At 52.6% G+C, this 15,091-nt stretch carries 13 protein-coding genes; all 13 read left to right on the top strand.

Annotated features, from left to right (window positions below):
* The first annotated feature begins 59 nt into the window (after positions 1–59).
* The 13 genes from HMPREF1207_RS03365 (at position 60) to sleB (ending at position 15,071) form a co-directional block, all read left to right on the top strand.
* Positions 60–1,121 (top strand): polysaccharide deacetylase family protein, encoded by a 1,062-nt coding sequence (locus tag HMPREF1207_RS03365; RefSeq protein WP_009674937.1) that lies wholly within the window; start codon positions 60–62, stop codon positions 1,119–1,121.
* Between the two features lie 90 nt (positions 1,122–1,211).
* Positions 1,212–2,468 carry a M16 family metallopeptidase gene (locus HMPREF1207_RS03360; RefSeq protein WP_016423448.1) on the top strand — a complete coding sequence of 419 codons (1,257 nt, stop codon included), beginning with the start codon at positions 1,212–1,214 and terminating at the stop codon, positions 2,466–2,468.
* Positions 2,458–2,937 (top strand): dUTP diphosphatase, encoded by a 480-nt coding sequence (dut, locus tag HMPREF1207_RS03355; protein WP_009674949.1) that lies wholly within the window; start codon positions 2,458–2,460, stop codon positions 2,935–2,937. Before HMPREF1207_RS03360 ends, dut begins: the two co-directional genes overlap by 11 nt.
* A gap of 310 nt (positions 2,938–3,247) precedes the next feature.
* A complete protein-coding gene (gene dpsA, locus HMPREF1207_RS03350) occupies positions 3,248–4,147 on the top strand; it encodes a dipicolinate synthase subunit DpsA (protein ID WP_009674976.1) in 900 nt (299 codons plus the stop codon).
* Positions 4,144–4,740 (top strand): dipicolinate synthase subunit B, encoded by a 597-nt coding sequence (locus HMPREF1207_RS03345; protein ID WP_009674970.1) that lies wholly within the window; start codon positions 4,144–4,146, stop codon positions 4,738–4,740. Before dpsA ends, HMPREF1207_RS03345 begins: the two co-directional genes overlap by 4 nt.
* A 35-nt stretch (positions 4,741–4,775) precedes the next feature.
* Positions 4,776–5,813: an aspartate-semialdehyde dehydrogenase gene (locus tag HMPREF1207_RS03340; protein ID WP_009674947.1), complete on the top strand. Its 1,038-nt coding sequence runs from the start codon at positions 4,776–4,778 to the stop codon at positions 5,811–5,813.
* Between the two features lie 94 nt (positions 5,814–5,907).
* On the top strand, positions 5,908–7,125 hold the full coding sequence (gene dapG, locus HMPREF1207_RS03335) for an aspartate kinase (RefSeq protein ID WP_009674950.1): 1,218 nt from the start codon (positions 5,908–5,910) through the stop codon (positions 7,123–7,125).
* 29 nt (positions 7,126–7,154) lie between these two features.
* A complete protein-coding gene (gene dapA / locus HMPREF1207_RS03330) occupies positions 7,155–8,015 on the top strand; it encodes a 4-hydroxy-tetrahydrodipicolinate synthase (RefSeq protein WP_009674957.1) in 861 nt (286 codons plus the stop codon).
* A 189-nt stretch (positions 8,016–8,204) separates the two neighbouring features.
* Positions 8,205–9,881: a ribonuclease J gene (locus HMPREF1207_RS03325; protein WP_009674953.1), complete on the top strand. Its 1,677-nt coding sequence runs from the start codon at positions 8,205–8,207 to the stop codon at positions 9,879–9,881.
* A 528-nt stretch (positions 9,882–10,409) separates the two neighbouring features.
* On the top strand, positions 10,410–11,258 hold the full coding sequence (locus tag HMPREF1207_RS29630; protein ID WP_442950130.1) for a ClpP family protease: 849 nt from the start codon (positions 10,410–10,412) through the stop codon (positions 11,256–11,258).
* On the top strand, positions 11,255–11,485 hold the full coding sequence (locus HMPREF1207_RS03315; protein WP_009674972.1) for a YlzJ-like family protein: 231 nt from the start codon (positions 11,255–11,257) through the stop codon (positions 11,483–11,485). The genes HMPREF1207_RS29630 and HMPREF1207_RS03315 overlap by 4 nt, the downstream gene beginning before the upstream one ends.
* Before the next feature lie 64 nt (positions 11,486–11,549).
* Positions 11,550–14,147, top strand: a complete 2,598-nt coding sequence (locus HMPREF1207_RS03310; RefSeq protein ID WP_009674952.1) for an FtsK/SpoIIIE family DNA translocase — start codon at positions 11,550–11,552, stop codon at positions 14,145–14,147.
* A gap of 135 nt (positions 14,148–14,282) precedes the next feature.
* Entirely contained in the window at positions 14,283–15,071 is a 789-nt protein-coding gene (sleB, locus tag HMPREF1207_RS03305) for a spore cortex-lytic enzyme (RefSeq protein ID WP_009674938.1), read from the top strand.
* Positions 15,072–15,091: the final 20 nt, after the last annotated feature.

Below are 15,091 nucleotides of genomic sequence, written 5' to 3'. Positions count from 1 at the left end.
TAACCCTGTCCGGCTTTGCATAAACTCTGACATAATCTTTACGGAGGAGTCGGAATCTCATGCAAAAAAAGAAGCTGGTGCTGCTTGGCGGTATAACGGCCGGGTGTATATGGGTACTGCTGCAAAGCGAAAGTGTGCATACCTTTGTGGGAGCGATCCAGCAGGGAAAGCAGCCTTCCGTCCAAACACAGACGAAGCTTTCCAATGATGCGGGAGGGCCGAAGGGTAACGGAAAGACCGCACAGCCGGCAGAAGACGCTTTGCTCGCACGGATTAGGGAAGAAGCGAAAGGTCTGTACATCGCCCCCATCGATGCGAAAGTGGACAGAGTATGGAAAGCGGTGCCGGGTTATAACGGGCTGGAAGTCGACATCGATAAAACCTACGAGGCGGCCAAAAAGAATGGGGCGGGAGATAAACTGCCTTTCGTCATGAAGCAAGTTTCGCCTCGAGTCAGCTTGAACGACCTTCCGCCGGAGCCTATTTACAAAGGCAACCCCAAAAAACCGATGGTTTCCTTTATGATCAATGTGGCGTGGGGAGAGGAGTTTCTTCCTTCAATATTGGAGACACTCCGCAAAGAAAATGTTAGAGCCACATTCTTTTTCGATGGAAGCTGGCTTAAGAAGCATGTGGACATTGCCAAAGAAATTCAGAAACAGGGGCACGAATTGTCCAATCATGCGTATTCACACAAAAATATGAGTACGCTCAGCCGCTCCAAGGCGTATGAGGAAATTGTGAAAACCGAGGATCTGCTGAAAAAGGAGCTTGGTGTCACCAATGTTCTCTTTGCTCCCCCCTCGGGAGACTTTGATGCCGAAACGGTGAAAATAGCCGCGGAGCTTAAGTTAAAGACCGTCATGTGGACGCTCGACACAGTTGACTGGAAAAACTCCGGTGCCCCCGCGATTCTTGCCAAAGTCCGCAAAAATATAGAACCGGGCTCGCTCATCCTGATGCATCCGACTCAGTCTTCCAGCAGCGCGCTGCCCGAAATGATTTCGATTATCAAAAGCAGGGGGCTGCAGCTGGGATCGGTAAGCGAAACGCTGTCTCCGCAGCGGATATCGGCCCCTGCTCCGGGAGCGGGCCAAGCGGGCGAAAAGCGGTCAGGTTGAGTCACTTCGACATTTTTGTTAAAATCAAAGTTGAACTTAAGGGCTCCTAAGCGGACCCCATTGTGCGCACATTTGAGGAGGAACAGCTTGGTGAATAAAACCCATTTAAATAACGGGCTCAGAGTCGTGACCGAGAAAATTCCGACCTGCCGTTCGGTAGCGATCGGAATCTGGGTAAAAACCGGTTCCCGGAACGAAACTCAGCTGAATAACGGAATCTCCCATTTTATCGAACACATGCTCTTTAAAGGCACAGAGCGCCACAGCGCGAAAGACATTGCTGAAGTGTTTGACGGAATCGGAGGGAATGTGAATGCTTTCACATCCAAAGAATATACATGCTATTACGCCAAGGTGCTTGACGAGCATCTCGGCATTGCGGTAGATATTTTATCCGATATGTTTTTCAATTCCGTCTTTAATGAAGAAGAGCTCGAGAAAGAAAAGAACGTCATTTTCGAAGAAATCGCCATGTATGAAGATACTCCCGATGATTTGGTTCACGATCTCGTTGCAAAAGCGGCCTACGGTAGCCATCCGCTGGGGTACACCATTTTGGGAACGCAGACGCATTTGTCCGGAATGAAGCCAAACGATCTGCGGGCTTATATGAAAGAATGCTACACCATTGAGAATACCGTCATTGCCGTGGCAGGGAATATCGACAATAGTGTGTTTGAACTGCTGGAGAAGCATTTCGGTCATTTCAACGTTTCGGGTACGCAGAAGAACCAGGAAGAGCCCGCGTTTATGAGCGAGCGCGTTTTCCAAGCCAAGACGACGGAACAGAATCATATCTGCCTGTCGCTCCCGGGTCTTTCTCTTCGTGAAGAAAACCTCTACCCGATGGTGCTGCTCAATAACGCGATCGGCGGGGGCATGAGCTCCAGGTTGTTCCAGGAAATCCGCGAGAAGCGGGGACTGGCCTATTCGGTGTATTCCTATCATTCTTCTCACATTGACAACGGGGTATTTACGATCTATACGGGAACGGCTCCGAAACAAACGGAGGAAGTTCTGAAGGTGACGATCGAAATGCTGAACGATATCGCGGAGAAAGGCATGACGGACGCGGAACTGAGAAAAGGTAAGGAACAGCTGAAAGGCAGCCTGATTCTCAGTCTGGAAAGCACCAACAGCCGGATGAACCGGATCGGCAAAAACGAGCTGATGACCGGAAGGCATTACACGCTCGACGAAATGATCAACCGGATCGAAAGCGTTGAAATGGAGCATATCCACGCCTTGACCCGCAAGCTGTTCTCCAAGCCATTCGCCATTGCGATGGTCGGCAGCCGCGACGAGGCCTTGCAGTCAATCAGAGGAGATGAGCTTCTTGGAAAATAACACACCTGTATTCCCCATCCGCATTAAACGCCTGCCCGGCAGCGAAGGTCTTCCGCTGCCGGAGAAAATGTCCGCCGCGGCAAGCGGCTTCGATCTGCACGCGGCGAATATCGAACCCCTCGACCTGGCGCCCGGTGAGCGGGCGCTCGTTCCGACGGGGTTCGCGCTGGCGATGCCCGTAGAGCTTGAAGCCCAGATCCGCCCTCGGAGCGGATTGGCCTACAAGCACGGCATCACCACGCTGAATTCGCCGGGCACGATCGATGCGGACTACCGCGGCGAAGTCAAAGTACTCCTGATCAATCATGGTCAGGAGACATTCACGATCCGCCGCGGCGAAAGAATCGCGCAGATGGTATTCCAGCTTGTGCCGGCCGTCCTATTGACGGAAGTGGACGAGCTGGATGATACCACGCGCGGCGCCGGCGGCTTCGGGCATACGGGGCTGACCACCGAAGCGCGGAAATGACCTGCGTTTCTGCCGGATTACAGGCGGGAACCAGGAACGGTCCAGGCTCGGGCGCAACAGTTGGCGCACCGTGCATGCTCTTATCCGTCAGATCACTAACCTTGCAAGGCTGAAGTTTTAATGAAGAAGGGCCTCTATCAGTTTGAAGCTGATAAGAGGCCTTTTTTATGTCCGTTTGCCGGAGTCCGCCTTGAAAAAAGGGATAAGCCGTAATGGGCGGATGCCCGGCAAGCGGATGTCACCCTTCGGTAGGCGGCGGCATACTGTATGTTATCGAGACGGATGCACGTAAGGGAGGAACGGAAACAGTATGCTCACCGGAGCGGAAGTGATTTTTATCGGCGGCGATGCCCGTCAGCTTGAAGTGATCGATAAGCTGATCGAGCTCGATGCGTCCGTGACTTTAATCGGATTCGACAATCTGCAGAAGCCATTCGCGGGAGCGGCTAACAAGCAGCTTTCACCCGAAGCGCTGGAGAAAGCCGACGCGCTCGTTTTGCCGGTTGTGGGAACGGATGAACAAGGGCGTGTGGAAAGTATTTTTTCCGGCAATGAACTGACGCTCACGCCGGATCTGCTGGGCGCACTTCCAAAACATGCCGTGATCTATACGGGTATGGCGAAAACTTATTTGAAGCAGCTTTGCGCATCGCAGGGTCTTAAGTTAGTCGAGCTTCTCGAGCGGGATGACGTGGCGATCTACAATTCGATTCCGACGGCGGAAGGCGCTTTGATGTTTGCCATTCAGAATACGGACATTACGATTCACGGTTCGCAATCGATGGTTTTGGGGTTCGGAAGAACCGGTTTAACGATGGCTCGTACCCTTCAGGGACTGGGAGCAAAAGTGAAGGTCGGGGTGCGAAAACCGGAGCATTTTGCCAGAGCTTTGGAGATGGGTTTTACGCCGTTTTATACCCGCGAACTCTATCAGGAAGTGGCGAATATTGACTTGCTTTTTAACACAATTCCGACTATGATAGTCACAGCGCAAATAATAACGAATATCCCGCATCGCGCGGTATTAATCGACTTAGCTTCCAAGCCGGGCGGAATGGACTTCCGTTTTGCCGAGAAGAGGGGGATTAAGGCGATGCTCGCTCCAGGCCTACCCGGGATCGTCGCACCGAAAACAGCTGGTCGGATTTTGGCGAATACGCTGAGTCAGTTGATGGTGGAAGACATCAGGAATGGGAGTGGTCCGGAATGAACTGGAACGGGATAACGGTAGGTTTTGCGTTGACAGGTTCTCACTGCACCTTGGAAGAGATTATGCCGCAGATTCAAAGATTCATAGACGCAGGCGCCGCGGTTGTACCGATCGTCTCCCAATCCGTTTTGACGACGGATACGAGATTCGGCAAGGCCGTCGATTGGCAGAAGCAGCTCAAAGACATGACTGGTAGCGATCCCATTACGACGATTGTCGAAGCGGAACCGCTCGGGCCTTCCAAGAAGCTCGACGTCATGGTAATCGCCCCCTGCACGGGCAATACGACAAGCAAGCTCGCGAATGCAATGACGGAAAGCCCAGTCCTAATGGCCGCTAAAGCACAGATGCGCAATCATCGTCCGCTTGTACTGGCCATTTCTACTAATGACGGGCTCGGACTGAATTCCGCGAATATTGCGAAATTGCTCGTTACGAAGAACATTTATTTTGTCCCGTTCGGCCAGGATGCGCCGGAAGCGAAGCCGAATTCACTTGTCGCCCGAATGGATTTGATTTCGGAAACATGCGAAGCGGCCCTGAACGGCAAACAGCTCCAGCCGATGATTATTGAGCGATTTCAATATTCTTAATTATAGATCATTTAAATAATGGGGGAGCAAACGACATGTCAAATGAAAAAACTTTTAACGTAGCAGTAGTCGGCGCAACCGGCGCCGTCGGAGAACAAATTATCCGCTTACTCGATGAACGCAATTTCCCCATTAAGGAATTAAAATTTCTTTCGTCCCCGCGCTCCGCGGGTACGAAAATTCGTTTCAAAGACAGAGACATCACGGTTGAAGCGGCAACGCCGGACAGCTTCAAAGGGGTAGACATCGCCCTGTTCAGCGCAGGCGGCGACGTGAGTAAAGAACTCGCTCCGATTGCGGCTGCCGGCGGTACGATCTGTATCGACAACACGAATGCCTTCCGCATGGATCCGGAAACACCGCTTGTCGTGCCGGAAGTTAACATTGAAGAGGTTCACAAGCATAAAGGCATTATCGCCAACCCTAACTGCTCCACGATTCAAATGGTGGCTGCCCTGAAACCTCTCTATGATCGTTTCGGTATCTCCAAAATCATCGTATCTACATACCAAGCCGTATCCGGAGCAGGCAGCAAAGCGATTGATGAGATGCTTCGCCAATCCCGTGAAGCGTTGGCGGGCAATCCGGTGAACCCGGACATTTTGCCGGTCGGTTCCCTTCCCGTTAAACATCAAATTGCGTTCAATGCGATTCCGCAGATTGATAAGTTTCTGGATAACGGGTTTACAAATGAAGAAATGAAAATGATTAACGAAACGAAGAAGATTATGAACGACGAATCCCTTGAAGTTACGGCAACCTGCGTACGGATTCCCGTCGTATACGGTCACTCCGAATCGGTTTACGTGGAATTGAAGGAAGACTTCGAGCTAGAAGAAGTGCGCAGCCTTCTTGCGGACGCACCGGGTATCGTACTCCTTGACAATCCGCAGGAGCAGCAGTACCCGCTTGCAACCGAAGCGGCCGGTAAACTGGAAACGTTCGTAGGGCGTGTACGCCGTGATCTTCACAACAAACGCGCGCTTAACCTATGGATCGTATCCGATAACCTGCTGAAGGGCGCTGCCTGGAACGCGGTACAGATCGCGGAATATTTTGCACAGAACAAGTAAACTCACACAATCGGCATCGTCATCAGACGGTGCCGATTGCTCGCATCATGATTAAACATCGACAAGAAAAGCGAATAGGAAAAGAGGGAAGGATATGCGTATTCGAGTTCAAAAATTTGGCGGCACTTCCCTGTCCACGCCTGAAGCCAGAAAACATGTGCTGGAACATATCCAAGCTGCGCGCAGCGAGGATTGTCAGCTTGTCGTGGTTGTATCTGCGATGGGGCGGCAGGGAGAGCCTTATGCTACCGATACTCTGCTCGGTTTGATCCGGCAGAATGGAGATCAGCTCCCTGCAAGGGAGAGGGATTTGTTGATGTGCTGCGGAGAATGGATTTCCGCAGCCAATTTGTGCAGCCTGATTCAAGCGGAGGGTATTCCGGCGGTCGTTATGACAGGCGGCCAGGCGGGGATCGAAACGAATGACGCCTACGGCAATGCCCAGATTGTTTCGGTTCAGCCGAAGCGGATTCTGGAGCATCTGGACCGGGGCGAGGTCGTAATTGTCGCCGGGTTCCAGGGGCAGACGGCCGATCATGAGTTTACGACACTCGGACGAGGAGGAAGCGACACGTCCGCCACGGCGATCGGGGGGGCGCTTAAGGCCGAAGTCGTGGACATTTTTACCGACGTCAACGGAATTCTGACAGCGGATCCGCGCATCGTGGAAGACGCTAGGCCCTTAACGCGCGTAAGTTATGCGGAAATTTGCAACATGGCCCATAACGGCGCCAAAGTGATTCATCCGCGTGCGGTGGAAGTGGCGATGCAGGCGAATGTCCCGGTCCGGGTACGTTCTACTTTCTCCAAAGAGGAAGGCACGCTAGTGACCAATCCCGATTCCTTGTACGGCGCGGAGAAACGGGTTGAAGACCGCCATGTGACAGGGATTGCCCATTTCGGGAACATTACACAAATTCAAGTGCCCGCGGCCGAAGGCCAATACGACCTTCAGCTTCAAGTGTTTAAAACGATGGCGCAGCACAGCATCAGCGTCGATTTTATTAACGTAAATCCTTCGGGGGTTGTTTATACGGTATTTGACCACGTAGCGGAAAAAGCGCTTGAACTTCTGCGCGGGCTCGGCTATAAACCTACTTCACTGAGTGGATGCGCTAAAGTGTCCGTCATCGGGGGCGGTATGAACGGTGTTCCCGGCGTTATGGCCAAGATCGTCGAGGCGCTTACGGAAGAGAACATCCGAATTCTGCAATCCGCGGACTCCAACACCACCATCTGGTGCCTGGTACACGGGGAAGATATGGTTAGCGCGGTAAGAGCACTTCATAAATCGTTCCAATTGCATAAATAGGCAAAAAGCATACGTAGGAGGCGGGAATTTTGGACTTCGGAAGAGTAATTACAGCAATGGTAACTCCCTTAAACGAACAGCTGGAAATCGATTGGGATCAGGTGGGCCCCCTGGTCGATTACCTGATTGACGAGCAGGGCAGCGAAGGGCTGGTTGTTTGCGGAACGACCGGCGAATCGCCGACCCTGACGGACGAAGAGAAGTTGAAGATGATTGAAGCCGTCGTCAAGCATGCGAATGGACGGTGCAAGGTTATTGCGGGAACCGGCAGCAACAACACGAATCACACGATCGAGTTATCGCGGGAAGCGGCCAAGCTGGGCGTCGATGCGATCCTGCTCGTCGCTCCTTACTATAACAAGCCCAGCCAGGAAGGCTTGTACCAGCATTTCAAAGCCGTCGCCGAAGCCGTCGATGTGCCGATTATCTTGTACAACGTTCCTGGCCGCTCCATTGTCAACATTGATGCGGATACGACCATCAGGCTCTCCCGCGTACCGAACATCGTAGCTACCAAAGACTGTTCCGGTACCGACCAGCTGACGATCGTAGCCGCCGGAGCGGCCGAGGGGTTTACGGTATACAGCGGAGACGATAGTATGACACTTCCCGCGCTGGCCGTCGGCTGTCACGGCATAATCAGCGTAGCGAGCCATGTTGTCGGCAAAGAGATGCAGGAGCTTGTTGAAGCGTATACATCGGGTGATGTTAAGCGCGCGGCTCAGCTCAACGCGAAGCTGCTCCCGGTATTTACCGGTTTATTCTGCGCCCCGAGTCCCGCTCCGGTTAAGTACGCCCTTAATCTGAAAGGCGTGAACACAGGCAGCGTCCGTCTTCCTCTTGTCGATTTAAGTGAGCAGGAGCAGGCTTTCGTGGCATCGCTGTTCTAATCCAATCGCAAAAATTTCCTTATTACGACCGGTGCCGCCTGGCATCGGTTTTGTCATTTTAGGAGAGACTACAAATCATATACGCATCAACTTGTAATCGGGTAGATCTTTCCTGTATAATGGTGGCAAGTGACTGGTTCGGTTTCATTATAAAAATCGTCGTCAAATGAATTCAAGGAGGTTACTTTTTTGTCTAAGAAAAATAACGATAAAGTTCTGATTTTTGCCCTTGGCGGCGTGGGCGAAATCGGTAAAAATATGTATGTGGTGCAGTATGCGAATGATATTGTGGTTATCGACAGCGGTTTGAAGTTTCCTGAAGAAGATATGCTTGGAATCGACATTGTCATTCCGGATATCAACTACCTGCTCGAGAATAAGGACAAAGTCCGCGGCATTGTGCTGACTCACGGCCATGAAGACCATATCGGAGGGTTGCCTTACGTACTTCGGCACTTGAATGTGCCTGTTTACGGTACGCGGCTTACCCTTGGGCTTGTGGAAAATAAGCTGAGAGAAGCGAATCTGCTTGGCGAAACCAAGCGGATTCTGATCAATGCGGATTCCGAGCTTAATTTGGGAACGATTACAGCCACGTTCTTCAAAACCAACCACAGCATTCCGGATTCCGTCGGGGTTGCTCTTGAAACTCCCGAAGGAGTCGTCGTGCACACCGGAGACTTTAAATTCGACCAGACACCGGTTAATGATCAATATGCTGACCTGCACCGGATGGCCGAAATCGGAAAGAAAGGCGTACTGGCCCTTCTTTCCGACAGCACAAATGCCGAGAAACCCGGATTTACGGGTTCTGAGAAAAGCGTCGGCGTTACTATCGAAGAAGTATTCCGCAAAGCCAAGCAGCGCGTAGTTATCGCGACTTTCGCTTCGAACATTCACCGTGTTCAGCAGGTTATCGACGCAGCTGAGGCTACCCGCCGTAAAGTTACGGTAATCGGGCGGAGTATGGTTAACGTGGTGTCGATCGCTTCGGAACTCGGATATCTCCGCGTTCCCGACGGCATGCTGATTGAACCTGAAGAGGTAAACCGTATGGCGGCCGACCGCGTGGTCGTTCTCTGTACGGGCAGCCAAGGGGAGCCGATGTCGGCTTTGACCCGTATGGCTCGCTCCACTCATCGTAAAGTGGACATTCTTCCAGGCGATACGGTAATCATTGCAGCTACTCCTATTCCGGGTAACGAGCGCTATGTCGGCCGTACGGTAGACGAACTGTTCCGTTTGGGTGCGGACGTCATCTACGGACCGGGTTCCAAGACAGGCGTACACGTTTCCGGACACGGAAGCCAGGAAGAGCTCAAGCTTATGCTGAACCTCATGAAGCCGAAATATTTTATTCCGATTCACGGGGAATACCGCATGCTTCGTCTTCACGGTCAACTTGCCGAATCCGTCGGAGTGGACCAAGAAGATATCTTCATTCTGGATAACGGAGACACCGTTGAAATCCAGGGTGGTGTAGCTCGTAAGGGTGCAAGAATTCAGGCAGGCAACATTTTGATTGATGGACTGGGTGTCGGAGATGTAGGTAACATCGTCCTGCGCGACAGAAAGCTTCTTTCTCAAGACGGCATTCTGGTCGTTGTCGTGACACTAAGCAAACAGGATGGGACCATTCTTTCCGGTCCGGACATCATTTCCCGCGGCTTTGTATATGTCCGCGAATCCGAAGGTTTATTGGACGAAGCGAATCGTATCGTGACGAGTACGCTGAATAAATTAATGAATGATAACGTAAATGAATGGGCGTCTTTAAAAACACATGTGAAAGACGCGCTTGGACGATTTTTATATGAACAAACCAGAAGAAGACCAATGATCCTTCCGATTATCATGGAAGTTTAGTCTCTCAAACTAGTCACTTAACCCAACCGAAACCAAAGCTCTCTCCATAGCCGGAGAGGGCTTTTTTAAATGCTTCCAGCCTTATTCATCGCTACCTGAGAAGAGGGTGAATAAAGTAATAGCGTTCCTGCCCACACTAACCTCGATGATCAATTAGGAGGAATAGCCATGGGAAACGGAAATCGATATAAAGGACAACAGAATAGACCCGCCTACACGGGAGCAGGTGTATCCTCGGAGCGCTATGCAGGCAGAAACGAATATCCGTTTCAGCAAGCGAACGCGAATGTCTCAGCGGGCAGCGGAGGCTCTTTGAACAGAGGAAACGGATACGGCGGTCAACAGGGGGCCGGACAGAATGCTTTTTCTGAAGCGGGGAATACGAACCACACCTATACAAGCGGTGCTCCAAGAGGCTCTTATGGGCAGGTGACTGCTAATACGTTCAACCCGGCACCCTACGGCCTCAGGCAAAACGATTCCTCCTACACAGCGGAAGAAACGGCTAACGATGCCGATAACGTTACGCTGCAGCAGGTTCATTTTGAAGAGCTAGGAGAGGGTGCGGCTGCGCTTAGAGCCGAAGCTTCCGTTACAAGCGACTACAACCCGCGTCCTCAGGCGCCTTTTCCCGGACCGGCTCCTTTCAACGAGCCGCCCTCTTTCAGAAGCGAAGAGCAGCCCACGGAGGAACAGAAGAAGCTGGCAGCGGTAGAAACAATCCAGCAGCTCGGGCAAATCAACACGCCGGCCGGTGAGTCGAATATCTACTGCATGAGCATCATCGGTCAGGTGGAAGGGCATATCGTACTGCCGCCGCAAAACAAAACGACGAAATACGAGCACCTGATTCCTCAACTCGTAGCTGCCGAACAAAATCCGAAAATCGAGGGAGTCCTCGTGATTCTGAACACGGTTGGCGGCGACGTGGAAGCGGGGCTTGCTATCGCCGAGATGCTTGCAACGATTTCGAAACCTACGGTTACCCTTGTACTGGGCGGCGGGCATAGCATCGGTGTGCCGATCGCGGTAAGCTCGAATCGTTCTTTTATCGCCGAGACGGCTACCATGACGATTCATCCGATCCGCCTGACGGGACTTGTCATCGGTGTGCTGCAGACGTTTGAATACCTGGAGAAAATGCAGGAGAGGGTAACCCGTTTTGTCACGAAGCATTCCAAAATCTCCGAAGAGCAGTTCAAGGAGCTTATGTTCAAAACGGGCGAGCTCACCAGAGACATCGGAACTACGGTTATCGGCCAAGACGCCGTTAAATACGGATTGATCGATGAAGTGGGAGGGATCGGGCAGGCAATCGCCGAACTGAACCGCAGAATCGAAGAGCGCCGAGGTTCCCGGGGAGGCGGAACGGCATGACCCACTACACGATCCTGCCGGATGAAGTCGTTTACGAAGGCTGGGATGAATACGAACCCCGCTTCCGGGATGTTGAAATCAGCGGCATCCTGATGCAGGTGGAAACTGTCGATGAGAGCCGGGTGCGGATTGTGCGGCTTTACAGCCCGGAGCCAAAACATTACTTAAATCCGCTTTTTACGCCAGGAAGTCTGATTAATTACGTGCCCGGCCCGCAGGGGATCTAGGCACTGCCGCCCGTGTTCCGCCTACCGAAACTGTGGTATAATGATTTATCGGAGGTGGAATAGAGTGGCAAAACGCCGTAAGAAAAGCAAGACGGTCAAGACTAATCTCATGTTTGAGCTGTACGGTATTTTAATCCTGATTTTCTCGGTGATTGCGCTGGCCAGAGAAGGTCATGTGGGACGTTCGTTTCATTACGTTTGCCGCTTTTTCATCGGTACGTGGGATTTTCTGATCCCGCTGATCTGTATATACATAGCACTGCATGTTATGGTGAAGCGTTCCTGGCCCTCACGATGGACAACCCGCAAAACCGGGGTTTTGTTAATTGTGACGGGTCTTCTTGTCATGAATCATATTAATTTATTCCAAGCTCTTTTTCTAGAAGGTGACTACGAGGCGACAACGATCCTGTCCGTGACATGGGAAGCTCTGAAGCAGGGCCTGCAGCCCGCAAACGGCAAAATTCTTTTGAACGATGTGGGCGGGGGGATGATCGGAGCGATCGTCTACAGCCTGCTGTATTTTTTGTTCGACAACATGGGTGCGCGACTTGTACAGTTCGCTTTATTTGCCATCGGGCTCATTCTGGTTACGAACTTGTCTTACGTGGAAGCCGTTCAAAAGCTGCGCGCGCGCGTGAAACGCTTTTTTACTTTGCTGGAAAAGAAATTCCAGAATATGCAGCGCGGTAAAGGCCGGTCTTCCTCGGCTGCTAAAACCAAAGGGAAGGCCGCCGTTTCCGCGAGCAAAAGCGAACGAACCTACAAAGAGCCTGACTTTCCGTATGACGATGAATTCGACGAGGAAGTATACCGCCCGGATCCCAAGAGGAAGAAACCCCGTTTCCTTCAACTGTTAAAACAGCCCGGTCCGCAACGGGATGACGATCAGGACGAGGACGATTTGGCGGTTTCCGGAGCCGCCGGCGGTTATCCCGAGGAGAAAGTCGTATACAAGGTCGATTCCGATAGAGATCCGGCAGCGCTGAACATGAACGATGAACCTCAAGCCGACCGGGAGTTTTCCACCGTTTTCCGGGACTTTCAAGAGCAGGTGCAGAAGGAAGAAAAGGTCGTACCCTCCTCTCCGGTAACGGCAGGTACGGTAGGACCCGCAGCTTTGGCTGTGAGCGCTAAAGCGGCCCCTTCCGCAAACGGAGAGCAGATTCCGGCCGATGAGCAGCTTGAAACTGTGGATGACCTTCAACTGGTTGACACAGCCGTACCGCCGGTTCTCCCGCCTTACGACCTGCCGTCTTTGACGCTTCTTTCGAAACCGGCGGCGGGCAAGGGCTCTGAGATGGCGGATTACAAGGCCAACGCCCGCAAGCTCGAAGCCACGCTGGAAAGCTTCGGCGTACGTGCGAAGGTGCTGGAAGTCGTCCGAGGACCTGCGGTGACCCGGTATGAAATTCAGCCCGACGTAGGGGTGAAGGTGAGCCGGATCGTCAGTCTGACGGATGACATCGCGCTGGCCCTGGCCGCCAAAGATATCCGGATGGAAGCGCCGATTCCCGGCAAATCCGCCATCGGTATCGAAGTGCCGAATTCCGAAGTATCCGTCGTTACGATGCGCGAGGTGATGGAAACTTCCGCCTTCCAGGAAGCCAGTTCCAGATTGTCCGTCACTTTGGGCAGGGATATTTCCGGACAGCCGATCGTCGGCAACCTGGCGAAGATGCCCCACCTGCTCGTAGCCGGTGCCACAGGTTCGGGTAAATCCGTCTGTATCAACGGAATTATTACGAGCATCCTTTACAAGGCTAAGCCCAATGAAGTCAAGTTCCTGATGGTCGACCCCAAAATGGTCGAACTCAATGTGTATAACGGCATTCCTCATCTCATGGCTCCGGTCGTCACCGATCCGCGAAGGGCGTCTCTTGCCCTGAAAAAGGTCGTCGTCGAGATGGAGAAGAGGTACGAGCTCTTCTCCAAGAGCGGTACGCGGAATATTGAGGGCTACAATGCCATGCTGATCGAAAACGGTACGGAAGCGCCCCTTCCGTACATTGTGGTCATCGTGGACGAGCTGGCCGATCTGATGATGGTGGCTGCCAACGATGTGGAAGACGCCATCTGCCGGCTGGCTCAGATGGCGCGCGCGGCAGGCATCCATCTGATTATTGCGACCCAGCGCCCGTCCGTGGATGTCATCACCGGCGTTATTAAAGCGAATATTCCTTCGCGGATCGCCTTCGGGGTATCTTCTCAGGTAGACTCCCGGACGATTTTGGACATGGTGGGGGCCGAGAAGCTTCTTGGCCGCGGCGACATGCTATATCTGCCTGTCGGAGCCTCCAAGCCCGTCCGTGTTCAGGGAGCTTTCCTTTCCGATCAGGAGGTCGAGACGGTAGTCAATTTCGTCCGGACTCAGCAGGAAGCGAATTACCGGGAAGATATGGTGCCTCAGGTGGAAGAACAGCCGGAGCAGCAGGACGAGTTCGGGGACGAACTCTACGATCAGGCCGTTCAGATTGTCATCGAAGCCAAGCAGGCTTCGGCGTCTCTGCTTCAAAGGCGGATGCGCATCGGCTATGCGCGGGCGGGACGGCTCATCGATTCGATGGAATCCAATGGAATCGTCGGGCCGCATGAAGGAAGCAAGCCGCGTGAAGTCCTTATTTCACTGGAGCAATTCCAGCACAATCGCATGAGTTCCTGATCCAAGTTCAAGGACGCCCTACCGGGTTTACGGCAGGGTGTTTTTCTTGCATAGAACGTTTCCTCCTTTCTCATAATAATCACTAACAGCCAGTCATCATGAGAGAAAGGTTGATAATGGAGCATGAATAAACGCATGAACAAACGTTTGATCGCCATCACGGTTTGCGTCGTATTTACGCTGTTTGCGGCTCTGCAGATTAAGCAGAACTTCACGACTGAAGCTACATTCAGCAAGAATCTCATCAGTTATGGAGCCAAAGGCTCCGATGTCAATGAGCTGCAGGGAAGGCTCAAGTTTCTCGGATTTTACACGGGGACTGTAGACGGCGATTACGGCTGGAGAACACTCCGGTCCGTAAAATGGTTTCAAAGCGAGTTCGGTTTGAAAGTGGACGGCCATGTGGGCCCCAAAACCAAGCTTAAGCTGTGGGAAGCCACGAAGAACTGGAAGCCGACCGCGCCTGAAGCCGCCAATACAGGCAAAGCGGCAGGCCAGGCTAACCAGGGCAATCAAGGCGGCACGGCCGCTTCCGGATCGAATCTGACGCCGACGACGCACAAAGGATTTTCCAAATCCGACCTCGATCTGATGGCTAACGCCGTTTACGGCGAATCCCGCGGCGAGCCTTACATCGGTCAGGTGGCCGTTGCGGCGGTCATTCTGAACCGGGTGGACTCGGCCAGCTTCCCGAATACCGTATCCGGCGTCATTTTCCAGCCCGGTGCGTTTACCGCTGTTGCGGACGGCCAAATCTGGCTTACGCCAAATGAAACCGCCAAAAAAGCAGTCCGGGATGCCATCAACGGCATGGACCCTACCGGCGGCTGCGAATATTATTTTAACCCCGAAACGGCTACGTCCAAATGGATTTGGACACGCCCGCAGGTGAAAACCATCGGCAAGCATATTTTCTGCAAATAACCTGAACTGAACAGAACGAC

It is taken from the genome of Paenibacillus sp. HGH0039, assembly GCF_000411255.1.
Lineage (GTDB): Bacteria > Bacillota > Bacilli > Paenibacillales > NBRC-103111 > Paenibacillus_F.
The sequence above is the reverse complement of the archived record's forward strand: the minus strand, read 5'-3'. Positions and strand labels throughout refer to the sequence as shown.

Bases quoted from the DNA above. Each gene is read 5' to 3' on its own strand.
- HMPREF1207_RS03365 (WP_009674937.1), top strand. From the start codon at position 60: ATGCAAAAAAAGAAGCTGGTGCTGCTTGGCGGTATAACGGCCGGGTGT.
- dpsA (WP_009674976.1), top strand. From the start codon at position 3,248: ATGCTCACCGGAGCGGAAGTGATTTTTATCGGCGGCGATGCCCGTCAG.
- HMPREF1207_RS03345 (WP_009674970.1), top strand. From the start codon at position 4,144: ATGAACTGGAACGGGATAACGGTAGGTTTTGCGTTGACAGGTTCTCAC.
- HMPREF1207_RS03340 (WP_009674947.1), top strand. From the start codon at position 4,776: ATGTCAAATGAAAAAACTTTTAACGTAGCAGTAGTCGGCGCAACCGGC.
- dapG (WP_009674950.1), top strand. From the start codon at position 5,908: ATGCGTATTCGAGTTCAAAAATTTGGCGGCACTTCCCTGTCCACGCCT.
- HMPREF1207_RS03315 (WP_009674972.1), top strand. From the start codon at position 11,255: ATGACCCACTACACGATCCTGCCGGATGAAGTCGTTTACGAAGGCTGG.
- sleB (WP_009674938.1), top strand. From the start codon at position 14,283: ATGAACAAACGTTTGATCGCCATCACGGTTTGCGTCGTATTTACGCTG.